Source organism: Pandoraea norimbergensis (assembly GCF_001465545.3).
In the GTDB taxonomy this organism is placed as follows: Bacteria; Pseudomonadota; Gammaproteobacteria; order Burkholderiales; family Burkholderiaceae; genus Pandoraea; species Pandoraea norimbergensis.
In genome coordinates this window covers 1458590-1482567 of sequence record NZ_CP013480.3, presented here as the reverse complement: position 1 = coordinate 1482567, position 23978 = coordinate 1458590, and the positions used below count along the sequence as shown (strand labels likewise).

Below are 23978 nucleotides of genomic sequence, written 5' to 3'. Positions count from 1 at the left end.
ATCGCTGTCCGGCGAACGTCACCTCCCGCCCTTCTCACTCATTCCATTCAACAAGCTAACGTCGCCCCATCCGCCCGTTTTCGCCGCCGTGCGCACATGATCGAGCAAACGCGCCGTCGGCCCGGCGAGTACCCCCTCCCGATATGCGAAGTGCAGCGGCGCGCGCGGTGCCGGTGTCAGTGGCCGGTAGACGATGCCCTCCACCTGCATGCGCATGAGCGATGCGGGCACGATCGACACCCCCAACCCGGCCGCCACCAGCGATAGCGTCGACGGCAGACGCGGCGCCTCCTGCTCGATGTGCGGACTGAACCCCGCGCCGTGACACGCGGCAATGATCGCGTCGTACAGCCCCTGCCCCGTGCGGCGTCGATAGAGAATCAGCTTCTCCGCCGAGAGCGCCGTCAGCGGTACCGCTGCCTTGCCCGCGCGCCCTTTGAGCGCCAGCGGATGCGATGAGGGCACCGCGAGCACCATCGGCTCCTCCAACACCGGCACGATGGCAATCTGCGCAATATCGCCCAACGGCTGACGAATGAAGACCGCGTCGAGCTGACCGTCGCGCAGTCCATCAAGCAATTCCGTCGTGCTGCTCTCGTCGAGCATCAGCGAGACCGCTGGCGCATCGGCTCGAAACGCACGAATCACAGCGGGCACGAACGGATGCAGCGCCGACGAACTCGTAAAGCCCACGGCGAGCCGCCCCTTTACGCCTGCGGCCACACGCCGAACATCATCTACCGCCTGATCGAGTTTGCGCACCACGTCGTAGGCATCCCCCAGAAACGCCTGCCCCGCATCGGTGAGCGCCATGCCGCGAGGCAACCGCTCGAAGAGCGTCACGCCCAGTTGTGTCTCCAGCACGCGAATCTGCTGCGAGAGCGGCGGCTGACCGATGCCGAGCCGCTCAGCCGCACGCGTCATGTGGCCCGTTTCGGCCACCGCAATGAAATAACGCAGCAGCCGGATGTCGATGTTTGCCATATTGGTTCGATATGATTCCAGTCACTTCCATATATTGGACAATATAGCGCAATCGACCTACTCTGACGTTGTCCCGCGCGGCGCCCGTGCATCTCCTTCAGCGATGTCACCTCCTGCCGGGCGGCCCCCACGGCTGTTGTAGTTCCAGAAGATTCCCGCCATGCGCATTCCGGCTCCGTCCACCAAACTCGCCACCCCGGCGACACGTCCGCCTGATCTCCCGATCTCCGGTACTCCAGACACCCACGACACCGTCGTCCCGAGCATTCGTCAGCTTTTCTTTGGCTTTCTCGGCTTGGGCATGACCGCGTTCGGCGGCGCATTGCCGCTCGCACGCCGCATGATCGTCGACAGGCACCGCTGGCTGACGCCGGATGAATTCACCGATCTGCTCGGGCTGTGCCAGTTTCTGCCGGGCGGCAACATCATCAACTTGTCCGTGGCGCTGGGCATGCGCTTTCACGGCTGGCGCGGCGCATTGGCGTCGATTCTCGGATTGATTGCCGCGCCGTCCGCCGTTGTGATCATGCTCGGCATGGTCTATCAGCACTTTCAGAACGACCCGCACGTGAAGCATCTCTTCGCGGGGCTCGCGGCAGCGGCGGCCGGCCTGCTGATACAGATGGCGTGGAAAGTGTCTTGGCCGCTGCGCAAGTCTGCCGTGCTGGCCGGTGTGGCGGCGGCGTGCTTCATCATGATTGCCGTATTGCGCGTGCCGCTCGTGCTCACCATGTTGATCATGACGCCGCTCTCGATCTATGCCACGTGGAGGGTTTCGCAATGACCGGCACCCTTATCTCGCTCGCGCTCATCTTCACGCAGTTGTCCGTGCTCGCGTTCGGCGGCGGCAACACGATCCTGCCGGAGATGGAGCGTCAGGTCGTCGACATCCATCACTGGATGACCTCCGAAGAATTCAGCGCGCTGTTCGCGCTCGGGCAGGCCGCGCCTGGCCCGAATCTCATGATCGTCACGCTGGTGGGGTGGCATGTCGCCAGTTGGCAGGGGATGCTCGTCACCACGCTCGCCAAGTTTGGGCCGTCGTCGCTCATTACGATCTTCGTGCTGCACCTGTGGCAACGGTTCAAGGACCGGCCGTGGCGACGCATCGTTCAGGCCGGGTTGATGCCGATGACGGCCGGACTCGTTGCCGCCAGTGCCGCACTCATTGCTCAGGCGTCGGCCACGTCGTGGCTGCTTGCTGGCATTACTGCGAGCGTGGCCGTGCTGGCTATCCGGACGCGTGTCCACCCGCTGTGGTGGTTGGCGGCGGGCAGTGTGGCGGGGTTGGTTGGGGGCGCGTGGCTGTAAGCGAAGCGCTCAACCGTGGCGCCAGTTCGCGTGGCCGTGCTTGCGTCGTGCTGTCCGGTTACGCGTCGGTTTTTGCCAGCGAGCCGACGCTTCACGCTCGGGGGCATCCGGTTTGCTCGCGTCGGGCACCGGGTTCTCTCCGGTTCTGCCAGCCCGGCTGACCGTATCGAACGACACACGCCAGTGCGCGTTGCCCATGACTTCCACGCCCTTGACGAGTTCGCTCCACGCGGGTGAACCGATGACCAGCGCAGGCGGTGTGTCCATCCGGGCCATCGCCGCAAATCCGAATGCCGAATGCACCGTCGGCGTTGTCTGAACCCCGGCTTCGATAATCAGAACACGCGCCAGCCACTGCGCCACGGGCATCGGCATTGACGGCAGCCGTGGTCCATGGGTATCGATCGGGGCCGCGTCGTGCCACTTCCAGATGTCCCGCGGCGAGACATCCGCCATGACGCTGTTGCCGATGCGCTCGAGTACGTCTGCGCAGGTCTCGAGATACACCGACGCGATGGACATCTGCATGTTGAAGAGATATCGCCAATCGGTTCGCACGCCGCAGTCGTTGCGCACGCTCGCGGCGATCAGTGACACGACGCGCGAGCAGACTCGCTCTGTGGCGCCCACCTCCGTAATGCGCTCCCGCCACTCGCGAATTTCCCGCTTTCGGCGTGCAATCGTCTCTGGCGACGATCGAAAAGGCGTGCCCCTCGGATCTTCGCCGAGATCGTCAGTGGTTTCATCCGGATCGAATAGTTGGACATCGACCGGATGCACCGAAAACGTCGGTGCTCCCTCGTCGTCTGTCTCCCACTCCGGCACGAGCACATCGTGGAGCAACACGAACATATCGTCGCGACGAATCAACGAAGGCATCCCGGGGATGATGCGAAGGTTTTGCGCGTCCGCTTGGCTCAGTTGGAAGTCGAGTCCATGCGCCAAGAGCCCGCATAACGCAATGACGTGCCAGCTATCCATGTCACTCGCGCGCGGCGTGTTCGCCAGATGCACGATCAGTGCCCGGGCAATGTCCGCGTCTGCCTGCGGCAAGTCGGGCTTTCTCCACGCTGCCAGCTCGCGGGCTGCGTCGTACTGCTGGTTGGCGCGCAACTCGTCCGGCGAAATATCCGATGGTGTCGTGGCGGAGGCTTCGTCGTTGGCCGGTGGCGGAAATGCCCCGCCGATCGTCGGTGGAATCCAATGGGACGAATGCAGCCACGACGCGAATAGCTTGTCGAGTGCGGCCTGCGCCGACCATCCGAGGCCCGTGGAGACGAGCGCGACGAGGGGCGCCCAATATTCGCTGAATCCGTTGATGCCATGGATATAGCTCTCGGCGCGAAAGTAATCCGGCCCTTCGTCACAGTGTGTGAGCACCATGGCCGTTTCGTTGATCGTCGTGCGCTCACAGCATCCGTAGGTTTGCGAGCAATTTTGTACCTTCGCGACGTTGCTCGCGAATTCACCCGCTCGAAGTACGTCCAGCACGTGCCCGAACGCCTGACCCGGACGCACCAGACGAGACATCAGATCAACTGGAGTCAGCATTGGCATTTTGGGTATCCCGGTAGCATTGAAGAGCTGCGCAGCATGAAGTGGCGCGGCCCGCCACGCTTCCGTGATTTCCAAGAGCCCTGTGGCAAAACGCATTGTGGCGGGTGCCGCAGCAGGCGCGCCCCAAATCTGGGATGATGTCGCAATCGTGCCGTCCGGCGGCAGTTGCCTGTTGGCGGCTGCGCCGCACCGGGCTGCCGCTCAAGCGGTCTTGTTCTACGGAGACACCATGCCGACCATTGCCACCCTCGCCACATTCTTCGCTGTCGTGCTCGGACTGTTCCTGATTCCCGGGCCTGCCGTGCTGCTCACCATCACCCGCACCGTGCAGGGCGGACGCCGCGCCGGCATCATGACGGGCATGGGCATCGCCCTCGGTGATCTCGTCCATACCTTGTGTGCTGCCGTGGGCTTGTCGGCGGTGCTGATGACCTCTGCGCTGGCGTTCGACGTCGTCAAGTACATCGGGGCGGGCTATCTGATTTATCTCGGCATCAAGGCGTTGCGTGAGCGCCCCAGCGATCCGCAGTTGCCTGTGGCACCGCAGGTATCGCCCACGCGCGCGTTTGCGCAGGCCGTCGCCACCGAAGTGCTCAACCCCAAGACCGCGCTGTTCTTCCTCGCCTTCATGCCGCAGTTTGTGCATGCGAGCGAAGGCAACGTGTTCATGCAGTTTCTGGTGCTGGGGATGGTGTTCGTCGCCATGAGTGCCGTGTATACGGCGGCCATTGCCTTGTCGGTACGCCCGCTCGGCCGGTTCGTGAAGCGTTTTACGTGGCTGCTGCGCTGGCAGGGCAAGATCATCGGCACCATCTTCATCGGACTCGGTTTGCGCGTCGCCATGCAGCAGCGGTAAGTGTTCCGGGGCCTGCCGCGCCCCTCTCAAAGCCGGAGTCGCTCACTATGCAACGCATCGTCTCGCCGCTTCGCAATTCCAGCAATTCCAGCAATTCCAGCACCTTCCGCCGCCCGTTGATCTCTCCGGGCGGGCGCGCCCTGTGCGCCCTGTACGCCCTGTACGCCGCAGCACTCGCCCTCACCTTCGTTGGCCTCGCCCCGCGCGTGGCGCTGGCGGCGGATGGCGATGCCGAGAGTGGCGCCCTCTTCTCGAAGGCAGCCGTGGGTAACGCGCTGCCTGCCGGGGCGCAGAATCTGCCCGTCGTCAAAGGCAAGAAAATCACGCAATACACCGTCGTGGCGGACGAGGGGCGCAATGTGATCGAAGCCAACTCCGTGGATTCGGCTTCGGCGCTCATGTACAAGGGCGACGGCATCGATCTCGCGGCCACCCCGACCGTCTCGTGGCGCTGGAAAGTGGCGGGTGCTATTCCCGGCGCCAACAACCGCGAGGCCGACAAAGAGGACTCGCCTGCGCGGATCGTCTTCTTCTTCGATGGCGACAAATCGTCGTTGCCCTTCGGCGACCGGGCGGCGATGAGCCTCGCCAAGGCGGGCGGCGAAGACCTGCCCTACGCCACGCTGATGTACATCTGGTCCAACGATGCCGCGCCCGGCAGCGTCATCCAGAACCCGCATACCGACCGCGTGCAGATGCTCGTCGTGGCGGGTGGCGACGCCAGCGTCGGCAAATGGCAGTCCTTCTCGCGCAATCTCGCGGCCGACTACGAGCGCGTTTATCACCAGAAGCCCGGCAAATTGCTCGGCTATGGGGTTTTCACCGACAGCGACAACACTCACGCGAGTTCACACGCCTGGTACGGCGACATCCGATTCGGCGCAGCGAAGTAGTGTCACCGAAGCGGGTGGAGGCGAATCGAGGCGAATCGAGGCGGAAGTTTTCCCGCCGATTTTTCGCGTCCGGTTTCACCTGCTGACACCCATACGCGAGCACATCGCAACGTCACCGAAAAAAACGCCGCAAGCCCCGTCTGACGGGGCTTTTGCGCTATTGCAACAGTCGCTTGCGTGCTACGCTATCTGGCCTAGAATTTGAGCCAGAGTCTGTTGATTGGCTCACCGCAGTCATCGCATCTCAACGCCCCGCGAGCGCCATGCAAAAGAAACGCCAGCCCAAGGACGTCACGTTCTCCGCCAGTCCGGTCCTTCAATCGCGCATGTCGTTGTGGCGCTCCAAACTTGTCGTCATCGTCATCACCCTCGCGTTCATCGGTTTGGTCGTGCGAGCCTTCTGGATTGCGGGGCCCGGCAACGGCTTCTACATCGCGCAGGGTGAAAAGCGTTACGAGCACACCATCGTCATGCCGGCCGTGCGCGGCAAGATCGAAGACCGCGACGGTCGCGTGCTGGCCACCAGCCTGCCCATGCGCACCGTGTGGGCCGTGCCGACCGAAGTACCGGACGACCTGTCCGACAGCGATATCCAGCAAGCGAGCAAGTTGCTCGACATGCCCGCTAAGGACTTGCGCAGCAAGTTGATCGGCGAGAAGAAATTCGTCTACATCAAGCGGCAGGTATCGCCCGAGATCGGCAAGCAGATCGAAGCGCTGGGCATTCCCGGCGTGTACGAGAGCAGCGAGTACAAGCGTTTCTATCCCGAAGGCGACGTTGCCGCCCACGTCGTGGGTTTCACCAACGTCGAGGACAAGGGACAGGAAGGCATGGAGTTGGGCGAAGAGCCCTTGCTTGAAGGCGCAGCCGGGGTACGGCGGGTCATCAAGGACCGTATCGGCCGCACCATTCAGGATCTTGACGACTCCAGCCCGCCGCGCGACGGCAAGGACATTCGCCTGACGCTCGACACCCGCGTGCAGTACATCGCGTACGAGGCGTTGAAGAACGCACTGGATCGCACCGGCGCGAAGGCGGCGATGGCCGTCGTCATCGATGCCAAGACCGGACAGGTGCTGGCACTCGCCAATTTCCCGACGTACAACCCCAACGATCGCGAGCATTTGACCGGTGAGCAGTTGCGCAACCGGGTGTTCACCGACGTATTCGAGCCGGGTTCGATTCTCAAGCCGTTCACCATGGCGTTGGCGTTGGACTTGCATCGTCTGACGCCGGCCACCCTCATCGACACCGGCCCGGGCCGGTATGTGTTCGAGGGGGCGACCATCAGCGACGATAGCGCGAACGGGGTATTGACGGCGGCGGGTGTGATTCAGAAGTCGAGCAACATTGGCATGACCAAGGTGTCGACCATGTTGCGGGCGGAGGAGATGTGGGACATGTTCACCGAGATTGGGTTGGGTCAGCAGCCGAAGCTCGGTTTCCCGGGGGCCGTCTCGGGAAGGTTACGTCCGTATAAATCGTGGCGGCGCATTGAGCAGGCGACGATGGCGTATGGCTATGGTATTTCGGCGTCGTTGTTCCAGTTGGCGCGTGCGTACACCATCTTTGCGAACGATGGGGTGTTGGTACCGATCACGATCATCAAGCCGGACGCTCAGGTGCAGCCGGAGGGCGTACGCGTGATTGATAGTCGTACGGCATCGGAGATGCGAAAGATGTTGGCGGCCGTGGTGGATACGGGGGGTACGGCGACGACGGCGCAGGTGGCGGGATACAGCATTGGCGGCAAAACGGGTACCGCGTACAAGGCGGGTGTGCACGGCTACGATCACTCGAAGTATCGGGCGTCGTTTGTGGGGATTGCGCCGTTGTCGGCACCGAGATTGGTGATTGCGGTGTCGGTGGATGAGCCGAAGGCATCGCAGCACTTTGGGGGACAGGCGGCGGGCCCGGCGTTTGCGGAGATTGCATCCCAAGCGTTGCCCTTGTTGGGCATCAGGCCGGACTTGCCGGTGAAGCCGGGCGTGATATTGGCTGCCCCGACCACGGATACACCAGCGGACGATCCGGGACCGCATGGATAGGGTGGGAGTGGTGAAACGACGGGAAATATGAGCGGTGATTGTCGGCCCTCTGGCGGAGCGACTTTAAATTGGAGTGAGCCGGAGGGCCGGCAAGCGCCGCGGGCCGGGGTGGCGGGAGAGGACGGAGCGGGTAGTCAAACGGTCGGCGTCATCGCATCGTAACCCTCAAGACAAAAAGGGCAGTTCGATCATTCGAACTGCCCTTTTTGTTTACCACTAACACCGAGAAGGAAAAACTTACATCCCCGGCATCATCAGCGAGTTGGCGTTGTGCATGATCCACAGCGAGCCCACGAGCACGATCACGACGATCAGCCCGGTGAACAGGAACGCCATGATGTTCCAGCGTTGTTCCGACGAGCGGTCCATGTGCAGGAAGTAGATCAGGTGAACGATCATCTGGATCAGGGCTGCGCCGAGAATCAGCGGCAGCACTGTCGACGGGGGCATTGTGCCGTCCATCACCAGTTTGAACGGCACCACGGTCAGGATCACTGCGAGCACGAAGCCGATCAGATACGACTTCACGCTGCCGTGGCTGCCACCGGCGGCATTATGGCCAGCTTCGTGGCCGTGCGATTGCACCGATTTGCTATTGCTCATTTACATCGCTCCCATCAGGTACACGACCGTGAACACGCCGATCCAGACCACGTCCAAGAAGTGCCAGAACAGCGAGAGGCACTGGAGGCGGGTCGTGTTCGTCGAGCTCAGGCCCTTCTTGCCGATCTGGAACATCAGCACGGCCATCCACAGCAGGCCCGAGGCCACGTGCAGGCCGTGGGTGCCCACGAGCGCGAAGAAGGACGACAGGAATGCGCTGCGTTGCGGGCCGGCGCCTTCCAGGATCAGGTGATGGAACTCATACAGTTCCATGCCGATGAACGCGGCGCCCAGCAGCCACGTCACCGCCAGCCAACCCATGACCGTGCCCTTCTTGCCGCCGTGCAGGCCGACCATGGCAAAGCCGTAGGTGATCGACGAGAACAGCAGGATGAACGTTTCGACCAGCACAAACTTCAGGTCGAACAGCTCCTTGCCGGTGGGGCCGCCTGCCGACGAGTCACGCAGCACCGCGAAGGTGGCGAACAGGCCGGCAAACAGCACCAAGTCGGTCATCAGGTACACCCAGAAACCGAAGATCGTATTGCCGCCGGTGTCGTGGTGCGCGTGGTCATGCGCATGCGCATCCGCATGCGAGCCCGTGTGTTTAAGAACTTCGCTCGTCATGATTAAGCCTTTGCTGCTACAGCCAGTGCCTGATGGTGGGCCTTTTCAATGGCCACCACTTCCGGCGACTGCACGTAGTAGTCGATCGAATCGTCGTTGCTGCGGCAGATGAATGCCACGATCATGCCGACGAAGCCAACGATAGCCAGCCACCAGATGTGCCAGATTGCGGCGAAACCGAACACCAGCGAGAACGCGCTGATGATGAAACCGGCGCCGGTGTTCTTCGGCATGTGAATCGGGGCGTAGCTCGTCTTCAGATCGCTCTTGATGCCGTGTTCCTTGCGGTAGGCCAGCTCGTCCACATCGTGCACGCGCGGCTCTTCGGCAAAGTTGTAGAACTGCGGCGGCGAGGACGTCATCCACTCCAGCGTACGGCCGTTCCAGGGGTCACCCGTCGTGTCGGCCAGCGCCTTGCGGTTCTTGATCGACACCACCACTTGCAGCACCTGGAAGGCGATACCGGCGGCGATGAACAGCGCACCGATCAGTGCGGCGATCAGCCACGGCTGCCAGGCCGGGTTGTCGTAGTGGTTCAGACGGCGCGTCATGCCCATCAGACCCAGCACGTACAGCGGCATGAAGGCGAGGTAGAAACCAATGATCCAGCACCAGAAGCTGTACTTGCCCAGACGCTCGTCGAGCTTGAAGCCGAAAGCCTTCGGGAACCAGTAGTTCATACCGGCGATGTAACCGAACAGCACGCCGCCGATGATCACGTTGTGGAAGTGAGCAATCAGGAACAGCGAGTTGTGCAGCACGAAGTCGGCACCCGGCACGGCGAGCAGCACGCCCGTCATACCGCCGATCACGAACGTCACGATGAAGCCCAGCGTCCACAGCACCGGCACGGTCATTTGCACGCGACCGCGGTACATCGTGAACAGCCAGTTGAAGATCTTCACGCCCGTCGGGATCGAAATGATCATCGTCGCGATACCGAAGAACGCGTTCACGCTGGCGCCCGAGCCCATCGTGAAGAAGTGGTGCGCCCACACGAGGAACGACAGCACCATGATCGCGGCCGTGGCGTACACCATCGACTTGTAGCCGAACAGCTTCTTGCCCGAGAACGTCGAGATGATTTCCGAGAAGATACCGAACGCCGGCAGAATCAGGATGTACACCTCAGGGTGACCCCAGATCCAGATCAGGTTGATATACATCATCGGGTTGCCGCCCAACTCATTCGTGAAGAAATGGAAGTCGAGGTAGCGGTCGAGCGAGAGCAGCGCCAGGGTCACCGTCAGCACCGGGAACGCGGCGCACACCAGCACCATCGTGCACAGTGCCGTCCACGTGAAGACCGGCATCTTCATCAGGTTCATGCCCGGAGCGCGCATCTTCAGAATCGTGACAACGAAGTTCACACCCGTGAGCAACGTCCCCAAGCCTGAAATCTGCAAAGCCCAGATGTAGTAATCCACGCCCACGCCGGGGCTGAATTGAATGCCCGAGAGCGGCGGGTAAGCCAGCCAGCCCGTGCGTGCGAATTCACCCACGCCCAGCGACAGGTTCACCAGCGCCATACCGGCCACGAACAGCCAGAACGACAGCGTATTCAGGAACGGGAAAGCCACGTCGCGTGCGCCGATTTGCAGCGGCACCACGAGGTTCACCAGGCCCGTCATGAACGGCATTGCCACGAAGAAGATCATGATCACGCCGTGGGCGGTGAAGATCTGGTCGTAGTGTTCCGGCGGCAGAATGCCAGGCGAGTTGTGGGCGAGTGCCAACTGGGTACGCATCATCATGGCGTCGGCAAAGCCGCGCAACAGCATGACCAGCGCCACGAGCACGTACATGATGCCGATCTTCTTGTGATCGACCGACGTGATCCACTCATTCCACAGGTACTTCCACTTGCCGAAGTAGGTGAGCAGCGCGAGGATGCCCAGCCCACCCAGCACCATCATGCCCACGGCGCCGACGATGATCGGCTCGTGGTACGGGATGGCTTCGAGGGTCAGTTTGCCAAACAGCGTTGACATTGTTGTTTACTCCTTGTGCGCGTGCGCGGCCGTACCGGCGGCGTGCATCGCGTGCGCGCCGGCGTCCATGGCCATGGTCATGGGCTGGCCGTTCTGCACGTTCGCTGCCGCAGCCGGAGCCGCCACCGCGTCAGTACCCGCGCCCTTCATTTCCATTTTCATGTCCATGCCCTTCATGTCCATGCCTTCATGGGCATCGTGACCGGCGGCGTGACCCTCGTGCTGCTGAGCCATGCCCGCGGCCATCGGGGCGTGCAGGATCGACTGGAACATGTTCGCGTCGACCGAGCTGTAATACGTTACCGGCGTGTTTTCGCTCATCGGTGCCAGCGTCGAAGCGTAGGTCGACTTGTCGAGCACCTTCTTCGACTCACGCACCTTCGTCACCCATTGCTGGAAGTCGTTGTCCGTCATCGCCAGCGTCTTGAAACGCATGCCCGAGAAACCGCCGCCGCTGTAGTTCGCCGAAATGCCGTCGAACGAGCCGACGTGATTCGCGATCAGATGCAGCTTCGTTTCCATGCCGGCCATCGAGTAGATCTGGCTACCGAGTTCCGGGATGAAGAACGAGTTCATGATCGATTCCGACGTGATCTTGAAATTCACGGGGGTATCGACCGGAACGGCCAGTTCATTGATCGTCGCGATGCCTTGTTCCGGGTAGATGAACAACCACTTGTAGTTCAACGACACCACTTCGACCGTGATCGGCTTCACGTCGCTTTGCAGCGGCTTGTAGGGATCGAGTTCGTGGGTGCTGACCCAGGTAATGCGCGCGAGGATCGCAATAATGATGATCGGCACGAGCCACACCACGACCTCAATGGCCGTCGAGTGAGACCAATTCGGCTCGTAGCGGGCCGACTTGTTGGTCGCGCGGTACTTCCACGCAAACCACAGCGTCATCACGATGACCGGAATCACAACGATCAACATCAGCCAGGTGGCCGTGAGGATCAGGGATTTGGTCTCTTCTCCGACCTGCCCTTTGGGGTTGAGCAGCGCCATGTCGCAGCCAGCCAAAAGCAGCGGCGAACACAAGGCGAGGAGCCTAAGCAATCGCGGGTTTCTGTGTTTCTTCATGTCACACGACAGGGTTGAGTTGGCCAGCGAACGGCACAACACGGGCTTACCGGCCTGATGCAGGGTCGCAGGAGGATGGCAAGGGTTAAGGTGAGACGGGAGCAGTCGCCGCGCCGGTATTGCACCGGCCGAACTACGACGACTGTGTCATCGAAAAGACGGGAACCGGGGCAGATTGCCGCCCGCAGGCCTCAAGTCACTGTCCGACTTCTTGGCTTTTACTTCCATCACGGTGCGGCATTATGCCGAAGTTTAATAAGGCCGGACATGATGGGCACGGCTGCGCGACAATGTGTCGCGCCGGTCACCCGCGTACGCGCGCGACGTTTTCAACGTAGTTATGGGGGCTTTTGACGGCAAACGCTGTGCAATGCAGCAATTGGGGAACGTTCCCATTTTTCAATAGGTGCGACGTTCTGTCGCACCCATAATTGCGGTGTCGCAGCGAAATGCACCGGGTTGGTGCAGTGGTTTGCCCAGAGGGAAGTGCGGTAGCTTACCGCGAGTCAGGTCAATCGAGTGACAGCCTGAGTGCGAACGCCATGAGCGCCGCCGCGAACGACCAGCGTTGTACTTTTTGTGCAAGCGGGCGCGTACGCAACCAGCGCGCGATGTGGGCTGCGCCGAACGTCAGCGTCACGTCGAACACCGCGCCGACTGCCACGAGCAACACCCCCAACTCCAGCACTTGCGACCACACCGGCCCCGCTTCCGGGCGCACGAACTGCGGCAACAACACCGAACAGAACAGCAGCGCCTTCGGATTCAGCACGCTCGACAACACGCCACGGCGCACCGCCTGCGTCAGCGGTGGCGCCGCTTCACGCGACGTCGACAGCGCCTCGATGCCAAACGCCGGCGAGCGCCAGATCTGGATCGCGATCCACGCAAGATAGATTGCGCCGGCAATACGTACCGTCTCGAACAGCCACGGAGCCGCGCGCAGCAGCGCCGCCACGCCACACGCCGAGAGCGTCACATGACCGGCGCGTGCCAGTGCCAGCCCGACCGACGTCGCCAACCCATGCCGCACGCCGCGCACCATGCTCGTTTGCATCACCAGCGCCATGTCGGGGCCGGGCAATGCGTACACCACCACAAGCGCGCCGATGAAAACCGTGAGCAACTGAAGCGAAACCATGAAACGTCTCCGGAGCCGGTCACAATGACCGGAAAGGCATTCATGATCTCGCTAATCACGCAGAGAAACGTGGCGTTTTCCATCATCAATAATGGCCATATTTAGTTGATTCCTCCATATCAAGAGAAATCAAAAGACAATCCTTCAAGGCCGTTTTTTAACGATATCCGGGCGACTTAAGCCATCCGGATGAGGGGTAACACTTCCCCAGCACCGCAGATCGTGGTGGAATGCCGTCTTTGCAGCAGATTTTGTAGCGGGATACCCACCATGAACGAACTCGACGCCATCGATCGGGCGATTCTCGCCATCGTCCAGCGCGACGGTCGCATCTCCAACGCCAAGCTTGCCGAGCGCGTGTCGCTCTCCGAAACCCCGTGTGCGCGCCGCCTCAAGCGGCTCGAAGCCGACGGGTATATCACTGGCTACCGGGCAGAACTCTCCCGCCGTGCGCTGGGCTTGGGTGTCGTGGCCTTCGTGCACGTGCGCTTTGCCGTGCATGACCGGGCGCTTTCCGAGCAGTTCGAGCGTGAGGTGCAGGCCATCGACCGCATCGTGTCGTGCCACAACATTTCAGGCAGCGCCGACTATCTGCTCGGCGTGGTCGCCACCGATCTCGACGACTACGGCCTGTTCACGCGCGACGTGCTGCGCGCACTGCCCGGCGTCTCCTCCATCGAGTCGATGCTCTCGCTGCGTGAAGTCAAACGCGACACCGGTGCGCCGTTGCTGTGATTCGGTGCGGTTTCTTCCCTGTGGCTTCGTGATTACGGCCCCATTTCGTCCCATAGGGGTTAAGGCCTTTTCACCTTAGAATGACGGCCTGACCCGACTTCAGGTGCCACATGCCGGACGCCATGCCTGCCGTACCTTCCACGTCTTCCGCTGCCCCAGCGGCCAATCTCCCGTCTGCTGCCAGCGACGACGCCGTCATGTTCGATCTTGCGCCGGTCTCGCTCTGGCTCGAAGACTTCAGCGGCGTGCGGCATCTGTTCGACGAATGGCGGGCACAAGGCGTGACCGATTTGCGTGCGCACTTCAAGACCGATCCGGCACACGTGTCGGCTTGCTCGCAGCGCATTCGCGTCATCAAAGTCAATCGCAAAACGCTCTCGATGTTCAACGCGCCGTCGCTCGACGCGCTCGTGGCGAACCTGCCGCGCGTGTTCCGCGACGACATGCTCAAGACGCATATCGAAGAGCTCTGCCAGCTTTGGGATGGCCGTACGCACTTCACCAGCAAGACCGTCAACTACACGCTCGACGGACGGCGGCTGGACGTGCTGCTCAACGGCTCGGTCCTCCCGGGGCACGAAACCACGCTCGACCGCGTGCTGATTTCGCTCGAAGACGTGACCGAACTCGAACATGCACGCGAGCGCGTGACCATGGGCGAGCAATACGCGCGGGGGCTTTTCGAATACTCGCCGGTCTCGTTGTGGGTGGAAGATTTCAGCGCGATCAAGTTGCTGCTCGACGACGCACGTGCGCGCGGCATCACTGACTTTCGCACCTTCACCGACGTGCATCCCGAGTTTGTCGAGCGCTGCATGAACGAGATTCACGTGCTCGACGTGAACCGTCACACGCTCGCGATGTTCGTGGCAACCGACAAGGCCACCCTGCTCTCGCGTCTGCCCGATGTATTTCGCGACGACATGCGGCACAACTTCCGCGAGCAGTTGATCGACCTGTGGGAAAACAAACTCTTCCAGCAGCGCGAAGTCGTGAACTACGCGCTCGATGGCAACGAGATCAACGTCCATCTGCAATTTGCCGTGCTCCCCGGCCATGAGCCGCGCTGGGATCTGGTGCTCGTCGCGCTCACGGACATTACCGCGCGCAAGAAGGCCGAGTCGTATCTCGAATTCCTCGGCAAGCACGACGTACTCACCAAGCTGCGCAACCGCTCGTTCTATGTGGATGAATTGAACCGTCTGGAGCGCAAGGGCCCCTTCCCGGTGACGGTGATCGTCGCCGATCTGAACGGACTCAAGGCGGTGAACGACCAGCTCGGCCACGCCGCAGGCGACGCGCTGTTGCGTCGTGCAGGTGAAGTGCTCGGCAAGTCGGTGGTGGCGCCGCAGATTGCAGCGCGCATTGGCGGTGACGAATTTGCGCTGCTGCTGCCGTCAACCGATGCGACGGGCGGTGCGGCGATGATGGAGAGCATTCGTCAACTCGTCGAACTCAACAACTCGTTCTATCCGGGCACGCCGCTGTCGTTCTCGATGGGCATGGCCACGTGCGAGGCCGGTGAGCGCCTCGAAGCCACGGTGCAGAAAGCCGATCTGCTGATGTACGAAGAAAAGCGCAATCACTACGCCGGCAGTCTGAACGAGCGGCGCGTGCTGGACGGCTTGCCCTCCGGCAGCGGACCGGCGGGTGGCGTAGGTGGCGCATAACCGTGCTGCGTAGCGAGCGGCTCGCAAATCTGCGCGAGCCAGTCGACGAAGGCGCGCACGCGCGGTGAGACGCGCTTTTGCGCCGGGTACGCCACCGACAGTCGCAACGGCGGTGGCGGACACTTCGGCAACACCGGCACCAGACGTCCCGATGCGAGATACGGGGCCGCTGCCAGCAGCGTCGGTTGAATCAGCCCCAGCCCTTCGAGCCCTGCGGCAAGATACGCGGCCTCATCGCCCACATGAAGTTGTCCGCGCGTGCGCACGCACGTGGCCCGATCGCCGACCATCAAGGTCAAATCGCCGCACCGGGCGGTGACCAACGCCGGGGGCGGCGACGAAGTGACGAGCATCGAACCGAGCGCAGGCAACGGGTCATTCGCTGCCGAAGCTGAGCGGGGCGCCTGCCCTGCCGAAGCGGACACCGAAGCCGACACCGAAGCCGACGACAGCGCCTCCGCAGGCGCCGTCAGCCACTTCACCGATGTATGCGCGGTCAGTGCTTCGAGATCGTCGGGCACGCCATGCGTTTCAAGATAGCGACGACTCGCACAGGTCACGCGTGGCAAGTCCCCCAGATGCCGCGCCACCAGCCGCGAATCGGGCAACTCGCCCAGCACCACCCCGCACTCCACGCCATCGCCACGCCAGTCGCCGTGCGCCGGTGTCGCATCGATTGCGATTTCGAGCCCGGGATAGCGCGCCTGAAATTCCGCCATCGCCGGCATCACGACTTCACGCGCGATCACCGGAGGCAGTACGACGGCAAGGCGTCCGCGCAACTGCACTTCAGCACCGAACAGCCCCGCTTCCACCTCTTCAATGTCGGCGAGAATTGCCGCACATCGCTCGTAGTAGACCGCGCCTTCAATCGTGAGCGCGACACGCCGCGTCGAGCGCGTGAAGAGTGCCACGCCGAACCAGCGCTCCAGATGCTGTACCTGTGTCGTCGCCGTGGCGCGCGGCAGGTCGAGCGAGGCCGCTGCCTTGGTGAAACTGCCGACGTCGGCCACACGCACGAAGGTGCGCATGGCGGTGATCCGATCGATCATGATGCCTCCTGCTCCTGCTCGGGAAGGGACGCCGCTGGCGCCGCGACGCGGCCCCGCAAAGCCAGCACGGCGGCCGCGGCCGGTGCCAGCGCAAATACAGCGAACAACCAGACCGACGCACGCTGCACGTCGGCATATTGCGCATCGGCCAGACCGGCCAAGTTCGCGACGAGCCCCGCGAGTGCCGAACCGAGCGCCATCGAATACAACTGCACGGTGGTGATCGAGGCCGACGCCAGATGGGCTTCCCCCGGACGCGCCGCCGTCATCACGCGCGTGAGCAGATGCGGCCAGCCCATGCCGACACCGACGCCGACCGCAAACAGCGCGACGCAAAGCGCCGTGACACCCGTCGCCGTTTCGAACAGCGCGGCCTGCGGCAACAACCAAGCGAGCGCGATCATGCCGAGCGTGACGATCACCGGCCCCAGTCTCACGCGCTGTTCAGCGGCATTGCCGTGCCGCCCGGCACTCGTCATCGAACCGACCGACCAGCCTGCCGCCATCAGTGCCGCCAGATAACCGGCGGCAAACGGCGTCTGAGCGTGCAGGGTTTGCAGGAAATACGGGATATAGATTTCGCTCGTCGTCGCGATACCGAGCAAGCTCATCGCGGCGTACAGCGCGCCGAGCCGCGTGCGCAACGAGTACGCCCCGGTCGGCAGCAGACGCGGCACTGCATGTCGGGCGCTGCGCTCGCGCTGGGCAAGCCACCACGCCAGCGCCAAACCGACGATCACCCACGCGGCGGCCATCAGATGAGAGCTGACCACGGCGGCCAACGAAATCGCCACGACCGACGCCGACAGCAGAATCACTTTGAACCAAGGCACCGCGTGGTTTTCGTCGGCTTGTGTTGCATCTGCGCTCCCCGACGCTTGCGATACGCGCCCGGCTGGCACCTGCGCGCGAATGATCAGCGCGAGCCCGACCACCACCGGCAAGAGCGACCAGAACGCCCAGCGCCAGTGGCCGAATTGCGCGAACACACCGCCCACGGCGGGTCCGCACAACGTGGCGACGCCCCACATGCCGGAGACCAGTCCCATCGCTCGCGACCACAGCGGCGGCGCGAACACCACGCGAATCAGCGCATAACTGAGCGAGAGCAGAATGCCGCCGCCGAAGCCCTGCAACGTGCGCCCTGCCAGCATCCACGCCATCGTGGGGGCCGCCGCGCAAACGATCGTCCCTGCGCTGAAACCGATCAGGGCCGCAACGTACGCGGTGCGCGGCCCGAGCGACGTGAAGAGTTTCGACGCGAACACCGACCCGAGAATCGACGCCACCACAAACAGTGTGGTGTTCCACGAATAGAGATCGAGACCGCCGATTTCGCGCACGATCGACGGCAATACCGTCGTCGCGACATACACATTAGTGGCGTGCAGTGCCACACCACCTGCCAGCGCCAGCGATCGCCAGCCGTTGTTGCCGGTCAACAGATCGCGCCATCCCGGCGCCGCAGCATTTGTCGTCGTTGTTGTAGTCATAGATGGACAGTCGACCGCAGGCCGACTAATATGCAAGATAATTCTTGGATATTACATGCGGCACAATGAATTACCCAAATAACCACTTGGATAATAGGGCGACGGTTCCGAATGCCGCACACGAGCGTGTGTTGCATTGGCTCAAGACACAGGGACCGGCGTCGACGGCGGAGGTCGCGTCCGGGCTGGGCATCACGGCGGAAGCGGCGCGTCAGCAGGTGCAGAAGCTGGTGGCAGACGGTCTGGTCGTGGGCGAGACAATGCCGTCACGCGGCGCCGGGCGACCGCGTCAGGCGTGGATGCTCACCGGCGCCGGTCACAACCGCTTTCCCGATGCCCATTCCCATCTCACCATTCAATTGATCGGCTCGATCAAGCAACTCTTCGGCGACGAGGGGCTGCATCGCCTGATCTCGCAACGCGCGGCGGAAACGCGAGCGCAGTACAAACACGCGGTCGATCCGCTGCCGACGCTGTCGCAACGGCTGACGAGACTCGCGGAGATTCGGTCGGCGGAGGGCTATATGGCGCGCGTTGAGCGTGACGGCGACGACTGGCTGCTGATCGAAGATCACTGCCCGATCTGCGCCGCCGCCAAGACGTGTCAGGGCTTTTGCAGCAGCGAGTTGGAGTTGTTTCAAGAGTTGGTGGGCGCGCGCGGCACCGTCACGCGCGAAACGCATATTCTCGCGGGTGGTCAGCGCTGCACGTATCGCGTTCGGACGAACTGAGCGCCGGGCCATCAGGCCAGCGAGGCCATTGGTTTCCGACGCTTCAGCGCGGCTGAAACGCAATCAGGCCCATGCCCAGCAGCGCCACCGCCACGCCCGCCAGATCCCACGGGGTCGGGCGCATGCCGTCGACGGCCCACAGCCAGACGATGGCGACCGTGATGTACACGCCGCCATACGCCGCATACACACGCCCGGCAGCGGCCGGATGCAACGTGAGCAACCACGCGAACAGCGCGAGCGCCAGCGCGCCGGGGACCAGCAGCCATGCACTGCGATCCTGTCGAAGCCACAGCCACGGCAGATAGCAGCCCACGATTTCCGCCACAGCCGTGACGACATAAAGCAGAAAGGTTTTCATGGTGCGATTATGCCCAGAACCCCTGCCACGTCCGGCAAAGGCCTACATCGCGTGCGTCAATGCATCCGGCGATAGCCTACAATGCCGCGTTCACCGGAGAAGGTCATGGAATCATTGGAATCGCGCATCGTCGAACTCGAAGTCAAGACGGCGTTTCAGGAAGACCTGATCGAGACGCTCAACGAGATCGTCACGCGTCAGGAGCGGCAGATCGATCTGCTGCAAAAGCAGTTCAGCGCGCTGTACCAGCAAATGCTGTCGCAGGGACAGGGTGGCAACGACAGCAATCCGCGCCACGAAATTCCCCCGCACTATTGATGGCATCCGGCAGGCGGCACGCCCATTGCGAACGAATCGGCGCCAGCGCAGTCCCAGCACCATCGACGGTTTGCGCACGGGCCTCTCGTGCGATTACGTCTCCCGTGGCCTCCCGGCCCATCGCGATATGACTTCACGCCGTAGCTTGCCTCGCATTTCCCCAACCGATATGAGCGGCATCACCGACGAGCACGCCTCGCCCTCACGCCGCGACATGCTGCGACTCGCCGCTGCCGGCGCGCTCGGCCTCGTACTCGTGCCTGCCGTACGTCCGGCGCGCGCCGCGTACAACATCTGGACGGGGGAATACACGATGACGCGTCAGGAAATCGAGAGCGCGGTCGACAAGCGTTTCCCGACGACACTGCGTTACGGCCAGTTGCTCTCGGTGGAGTTGACGCATCCGCAGCTCGGATTCAATCCGCAGGCCAATCGCGTGAACACGCAGGTCGATGCACAGGTCGCGAACGTGCTGATCGGCGGGCAGCCGCTCAAGGGCGTGATCGCCATGTCGAGTGCGCTCAAATACGATCCGGTCAAACGGGCGGTCGTGCTCGACAATCCGAGCGTCGAGCGCGTGGATGTCGACGGCATGCCGCCCGCCTATGGTCAGCAACTAAGCGCCGTGGGCGGCACCGTCGCCCAACAGGTGCTTAATCAATACGCGATCTACACCTTCAAGCCGGAACAACTGCGCTACGGCGGACGCGATGTCGAACCCGGCGCGATCACCGTACTGCCCGATGGCATCAAGGTCGAGGTCAAGACGAAGTAGCCGGGACGATGGCCCACGCCACGCGATTCGAAAAATGCAAAAGGGCTGAGTTGCCGTATGGCACTCAGCCCTTTCTGCTTCACTACTGGCTCGTCAACGCGGACGAATCAGCGCAAGCCCTCTGCTTAGACCACCGTCAGCGTCACGTCGATGTTGCCACGCGTCGCGTTCGAGTACGGGCACACGATGTGGGCCTTTTGCACCAGCGCTTCGACCACGGCACGATCCAGTCCCGGCACGCTGATCTTCAGTTCGGCCTGAATGCCGAAGCCCGTCGGGATCTGGCCGATACCGACGCTGCCGTCGATCTTCGTCTCAGCCGGCAGCGCGACCTTTTCCTTACCGGCGACAAACTTCAGCGCGCCCAAGAAGCAAGCCGAGTAACCGGCGGCGAACAGTTGTTCCGGATTGGTGCCGCCCACGCCCGGGCCGCCCATTTCCTTCGGCACCACCAACTTCACATCAAGCACACCGTCCGACGAAACGGCGCGGCCGTCACGGCCCCCGGTGGCGGTGGCATGGGCGGTGTACAGCACTTTTTCGATCGACATGACGAACTCCTGGTAAGTGGAAAAACGATCTTAATGCACCTGCCTGACGATAACCGTGACGCTAACCGATTTCATGCGTCCCGTTTGTCTGGCTTTAGACAACAACCTCATATTTATTTATCTACTCATAGATAGATAAATGAACTCAAATAAACGGGAGTCTTGCTCCCGTGTTCCTTTAACCCTGTCGGGTGCTTCACCCGCTCACGCAATCGCACACACCGACGTGACCACGTCCCCGAGCCGCGACGGCGACCGGAAGAGTCGCGATGCCATCACGCTGCCCTGAAACCCCGCGAACAGCGCTCGTGCCGCCGCTTCCGGCGAGGACGTCAGCTTCAGCGATCCATCTGCGACACCCTCCGCCAGCACACGTGCCAGCCAAGCCTCGTGGTACGCGAAGAACTTCTGCACCGCCTCGCGCACCGGTTCGGGCAGCGTTTCAATGTCTGCCGCGAGCATGCCGCACAGGCAGATGCGATGGCCATCGGCGGCGATACGTCCGAACGCCTCGGCGTACAGCAACAGCTTCTGCGCTGCCGGCAATGCCTCATCGATGCTTGCCAGCCCTGCACCGATCGCCTCGTCATAAGCCTTCACGGCTTCAAGCACCAAATCTTCCTTGGCGGGGAAGTAGTAGTGGATGCTCGACGTCTTCACACCGACCCGCTCCGACAGATCCCGATAGCTGAAGCCGTTGTAGCCTCGCGTCATCAAAAACGTCTGCGCTTGCTCGAGCAGATGTTCCCTGACGGTGGGGGTTCCCGGCGATGTCGTTGTGCGATTCATGTAGCGAAGTTTATCTACTGGTAGATAGATAAGCAAGGTGTTTTTCGAGTGACGTCGATTGATTCTTTCAATCGGGGCGATTGTGGCCTTCTCCGACCCTTCCCGCCCAAAAGAAAACAGCGGCCCGAAAGCCGCTGTCTGGTCTTGCTGATCTTGCCTGCCGGATCACGCCCGGCGCGTCGATCAGAAATCGATCTTGGCGTTCAGGCTGACCATGCGCGGGTCGGCCGGCTTGATGTAGTTGTCGTACTGGTATTCCCAGTACTTGCGGTTCGTCAGGTTGCTCACAGCCGCGCGCAGCGTCACGTCCTTGCCGGCGACGCGCGTGCGGTACGTCGCGCCGATGTTGATCAGCGTGTAGCCCGACACCGTGAGCGAGTTCGCCGGGTTCAGTACCGTACGGCCGTTGTAGCGGATGTCGCCGCCCACCGACAGGCCCGGCACATACGGAATCTTGTAATCGACGTTACCTGAGAGCACGAAGCGCGGCGCGCCGCCCACCCGATTACCATCGAAGCCATTCGTGCGCGAGTACCAGCTATCGAGCGCCATGGCGCTGGCGCCCAGCGTCCATTGCGTGCCCAGCTTCACCGAGCCGGCCATTTCGATCCCCTGATAGATCGACTGGCCATCGGACACACGCACATTGCTGCCATCCGTGTACACGGCACCGCGCTCGATGCGGAACAGCGCCGCCGTTGCGCTCCAGTTCGACTGCTCCGTCTTCACGCCCACTTCGTACTGACGGCTCTTCACCGGGTTAAGCACGGCACCCGCGTTCGCGTACTGCACGGCAACCACTTCGCCCGCTTCCAGCGCCTCGACGTAGCTCGCGTAAGCCGTGGTATTCGGCGTGAGCTTATACATCACCGCGATGGTCGGCGTGACCACGCCGTTCTTCGAGTACGTCGACACGCCCTGCGCGTTCGTCTGGTTGTAGTTCGTGAAGCGCACCCCGGCGAGTACCGACCAGCGGTCCGTGAGCTGCACCGTGTCCGAGGCAAAGGCCGAGCGTTGCTCGATGGCGCTGGAGCGCTGCGCCTGAAGCGGCGTGCCGTTGCCGTAGTACTGATACGACGTGCCCTGATACAGATTGCCCAGATAGGTCGGGCTGTAGACATAGGCATAGTCGTTCGTCTGGTACTGCGAGGCGATACCGAACGTCAGTTGATGAGCAAACGGGCCCGTGCGCAGCTTGCCTTCGGCCGTGATCTGCCACGCGCGGAACATGTTCGTCTCCGAGCCCAGATCGTTCTGCCCGCTGAAGTCGCCGGCACCGTTCAACAGATACAGCGTCGCCTCGTTACGGTCGCGCGTCGACTTGTTGAACGCGTAGTTCGCCGACACCTTCCAGTCCGGATTGATCTGATATTGCAGACCCGTCGTATAGAACTGCGTGATCGTGTTCAGGTGCGTTGCCTGCGTTTGCAGGTTCGACGTCGACGCGTTGATCGGACCGGGCAGTTGATTGCCCGTGAAGCTGTACGTCGAGAGCGACGGCGACGTGCCGGTCGCGCGGCGGTCCTGATACATCGCGCCGAAATTCCACGTCAGGTCGCGCGTGATGCGGGCGTCGAGCGCGACCGACACCGTGTCGCGATTCAGATTGCCGTCCGTATAAGTGCGGCCCTCTTCGTGCGTGTAATTCAGGCGGGCACCGAACATATCGTCCGGCCCGGCACGCCCGCCCAGATCGACGTGTTCGCGCCAGATGCCCTCCGAGTGGAAGCCCACGTCCACGCTGGCGATGCGCTCGTCGGTGGGCTTCTTCGTCACGTAGTTGATCACGCCGCCCGGTGCCACAAAGCCGTACATGAAGCCCGACAGGCCCTTGAGCAGTTCCACGCGGTCGAATTGTTCGTAGGGCATGGTCACGCCGTAGGTCATCACCGGCAGGCCGTCGAGCTTGAAGCCGTATTGCCAGTCGATCGGCATGCCGCGCACGTAGACGTAACCGGCCCACGCGTCGAATGCGTTACTGCCGTCGGTGACCGAGGCGTCGGTCGAGAACACATCACCGAGCTTGGCCGGTTGACGTTGTTCGAGTTGTTCCTGACTCACCACCGTGGTCGAGAACGGCGTATCGAGCTGGCTGCGTGAGCCGAGCGCGCCGTTCGACACGGACTGCTTCAGGTTCTGCGGGGTTTCCCGCAGCACCGAGCTGGTCACGGTCGTGGCTTTGAGGGTGGCCTGCGCGGCGTTGGCGTCGTTGGCCTGCGTCTCGCTAGCGGCAGGCGCCTGCGCGCTTGTGTCGGCCGACTGGGCCAGCGCCGGGGCGCTCACGCCCAATGCCAACATGGCGGCGAAGGTGATCGGCGTGAACGGAACGAACTTGGTGCCGGAAATACGGCGGCCGGCCACGCGGCGTGCACGTGAGGCGTAATCGAAAGACATGACAAAAATCCCGAG

General features: G+C 62.4%; 23 protein-coding genes. 10 read left to right on the top strand and 13 right to left on the bottom strand.

The genetic code is table 11. The features are described from left to right. Window positions 1-18: 18 nt before the first annotated feature. Window positions 19-984, bottom strand: a complete 966-nt coding sequence (locus tag AT302_RS06755; protein WP_058377763.1) for a LysR family transcriptional regulator — start codon at window positions 982-984, stop codon at window positions 19-21. Between the two features lie 160 nt (window positions 985-1144). On the opposite strand from AT302_RS06755, the gene AT302_RS06750 reads away from it, so the two are divergent. Both AT302_RS06750 and AT302_RS06745 read left to right on the top strand, forming a co-directional pair. Beyond that, window positions 1145-1768: a chromate transporter gene (locus tag AT302_RS06750; protein ID WP_084656066.1), complete on the top strand. Its 624-nt coding sequence runs from the start codon at window positions 1145-1147 to the stop codon at window positions 1766-1768. Next, the gene (locus AT302_RS06745) at window positions 1765-2295 is read left to right on the top strand and encodes a chromate transporter (protein WP_058377762.1); all 531 of its coding nucleotides are present in this window, start codon (window positions 1765-1767) and stop codon (window positions 2293-2295) included. The genes AT302_RS06750 and AT302_RS06745 overlap by 4 nt, the downstream gene beginning before the upstream one ends. A gap of 9 nt (window positions 2296-2304) precedes the next feature. Here AT302_RS06745 and AT302_RS06740 read toward each other — a convergent pair whose 3' ends face one another. Continuing rightward, window positions 2305-3846 (bottom strand): hypothetical protein, encoded by a 1542-nt coding sequence (locus AT302_RS06740; protein ID WP_157125707.1) that lies wholly within the window; start codon window positions 3844-3846, stop codon window positions 2305-2307. 235 nt (window positions 3847-4081) lie between these two features. Between AT302_RS06740 and AT302_RS06735 the strand changes: the two genes are divergently transcribed. From AT302_RS06735 to AT302_RS06725, 3 genes are all read left to right on the top strand, one after another. Then, window positions 4082-4708 (top strand): LysE family translocator, encoded by a 627-nt coding sequence (locus tag AT302_RS06735; protein WP_058380159.1) that lies wholly within the window; start codon window positions 4082-4084, stop codon window positions 4706-4708. Window positions 4709-4755: 47 nt separating this feature from the next. Further along, a complete protein-coding gene (locus tag AT302_RS06730; RefSeq protein ID WP_084656065.1) occupies window positions 4756-5601 on the top strand; it encodes a DUF3047 domain-containing protein in 846 nt (281 codons plus the stop codon). Between the two features lie 263 nt (window positions 5602-5864). After that, on the top strand, window positions 5865-7649 hold the full coding sequence (locus AT302_RS06725) for a peptidoglycan D,D-transpeptidase FtsI family protein (protein WP_058377760.1): 1785 nt from the start codon (window positions 5865-5867) through the stop codon (window positions 7647-7649). A 237-nt stretch (window positions 7650-7886) separates the two neighbouring features. Here AT302_RS06725 and AT302_RS06720 read toward each other — a convergent pair whose 3' ends face one another. The 5 genes from AT302_RS06720 to AT302_RS06700 all read right to left on the bottom strand — a co-directional run bounded on the left by AT302_RS06720 (window position 7887) and on the right by AT302_RS06700 (window position 13094). Continuing rightward, window positions 7887-8252, bottom strand: coding sequence for a cytochrome o ubiquinol oxidase subunit IV (locus AT302_RS06720; RefSeq protein WP_058377759.1), 366 nt, complete (start codon window positions 8250-8252; stop codon window positions 7887-7889). Beyond that, complete coding sequence (locus AT302_RS06715; RefSeq protein WP_058377758.1) at window positions 8253-8879, bottom strand: cytochrome o ubiquinol oxidase subunit III; 627 nt, start codon at window positions 8877-8879, stop codon at window positions 8253-8255. 2 nt (window positions 8880-8881) lie between these two features. Next, window positions 8882-10861 (bottom strand): cytochrome o ubiquinol oxidase subunit I, encoded by a 1980-nt coding sequence (gene cyoB / locus AT302_RS06710; RefSeq protein ID WP_058380157.1) that lies wholly within the window; start codon window positions 10859-10861, stop codon window positions 8882-8884. A gap of 15 nt (window positions 10862-10876) precedes the next feature. Next, window positions 10877-11953: a ubiquinol oxidase subunit II gene (cyoA, locus tag AT302_RS06705; protein WP_084656064.1), complete on the bottom strand. Its 1077-nt coding sequence runs from the start codon at window positions 11951-11953 to the stop codon at window positions 10877-10879. A gap of 511 nt (window positions 11954-12464) precedes the next feature. Beyond that, the gene (locus tag AT302_RS06700; RefSeq protein WP_058377756.1) at window positions 12465-13094 is read right to left on the bottom strand and encodes a LysE family translocator; all 630 of its coding nucleotides are present in this window, start codon (window positions 13092-13094) and stop codon (window positions 12465-12467) included. A 270-nt stretch (window positions 13095-13364) separates the two neighbouring features. Between AT302_RS06700 and AT302_RS06695 the strand changes: the two genes are divergently transcribed. Both AT302_RS06695 and AT302_RS06690 read left to right on the top strand, forming a co-directional pair. Then, window positions 13365-13829: an Lrp/AsnC family transcriptional regulator gene (locus tag AT302_RS06695; RefSeq protein ID WP_058377755.1), complete on the top strand. Its 465-nt coding sequence runs from the start codon at window positions 13365-13367 to the stop codon at window positions 13827-13829. A gap of 110 nt (window positions 13830-13939) precedes the next feature. After that, a complete protein-coding gene (locus AT302_RS06690) occupies window positions 13940-15499 on the top strand; it encodes a sensor domain-containing diguanylate cyclase (RefSeq protein WP_058377754.1) in 1560 nt (519 codons plus the stop codon). Here AT302_RS06690 and AT302_RS06685 read toward each other — a convergent pair. Continuing rightward, window positions 15415-16551: a LysR family transcriptional regulator gene (locus tag AT302_RS06685; protein WP_058377753.1), complete on the bottom strand. Its 1137-nt coding sequence runs from the start codon at window positions 16549-16551 to the stop codon at window positions 15415-15417. The genes AT302_RS06690 and AT302_RS06685 overlap by 85 nt on opposite strands. Beyond that, complete coding sequence (locus tag AT302_RS06680; protein WP_058377752.1) at window positions 16548-18044, bottom strand: MFS transporter; 1497 nt, start codon at window positions 18042-18044, stop codon at window positions 16548-16550. Before AT302_RS06680 ends, AT302_RS06685 begins: the two co-directional genes overlap by 4 nt. A 128-nt stretch (window positions 18045-18172) precedes the next feature. Between AT302_RS06680 and AT302_RS06675 the strand changes: the two genes are divergently transcribed. Next, window positions 18173-18775 carry a helix-turn-helix transcriptional regulator gene (locus AT302_RS06675; protein ID WP_322788728.1) on the top strand — a complete coding sequence of 201 codons (603 nt, stop codon included), beginning with the start codon at window positions 18173-18175 and terminating at the stop codon, window positions 18773-18775. Between the two features lie 43 nt (window positions 18776-18818). Here the strand turns inward: AT302_RS06675 and AT302_RS06670 are convergent, their stop codons facing one another. Further along, window positions 18819-19136, bottom strand: coding sequence for a YnfA family protein (locus tag AT302_RS06670; protein WP_058377750.1), 318 nt, complete (start codon window positions 19134-19136; stop codon window positions 18819-18821). 114 nt (window positions 19137-19250) lie between these two features. Here AT302_RS06670 and AT302_RS06665 point away from each other — a divergent pair, with 114 nt between their 5' ends. Together AT302_RS06665 and AT302_RS06660 are read left to right on the top strand one after the other, a co-directional pair. Next, window positions 19251-19454 (top strand): SlyX family protein, encoded by a 204-nt coding sequence (locus AT302_RS06665; protein ID WP_058380156.1) that lies wholly within the window; start codon window positions 19251-19253, stop codon window positions 19452-19454. A gap of 169 nt (window positions 19455-19623) precedes the next feature. Further along, complete coding sequence (locus tag AT302_RS06660; RefSeq protein ID WP_058377749.1) at window positions 19624-20229, top strand: DUF1439 domain-containing protein; 606 nt, start codon at window positions 19624-19626, stop codon at window positions 20227-20229. A 125-nt stretch (window positions 20230-20354) separates the two neighbouring features. Here AT302_RS06660 and AT302_RS06655 read toward each other — a convergent pair whose 3' ends face one another. From AT302_RS06655 to AT302_RS06645, 3 genes are all read right to left on the bottom strand, one after another. Next, entirely contained in the window at window positions 20355-20780 is a 426-nt protein-coding gene (locus AT302_RS06655) for an organic hydroperoxide resistance protein (RefSeq protein ID WP_058377748.1), read from the bottom strand. 204 nt (window positions 20781-20984) lie between these two features. Continuing rightward, window positions 20985-21569 carry a TetR/AcrR family transcriptional regulator gene (locus AT302_RS06650; RefSeq protein ID WP_058377747.1) on the bottom strand — a complete coding sequence of 195 codons (585 nt, stop codon included), beginning with the start codon at window positions 21567-21569 and terminating at the stop codon, window positions 20985-20987. A 183-nt stretch (window positions 21570-21752) separates the two neighbouring features. Next, a complete protein-coding gene (locus AT302_RS06645; RefSeq protein WP_084656063.1) occupies window positions 21753-23963 on the bottom strand; it encodes a TonB-dependent siderophore receptor in 2211 nt (736 codons plus the stop codon). Window positions 23964-23978: the final 15 nt, after the last annotated feature.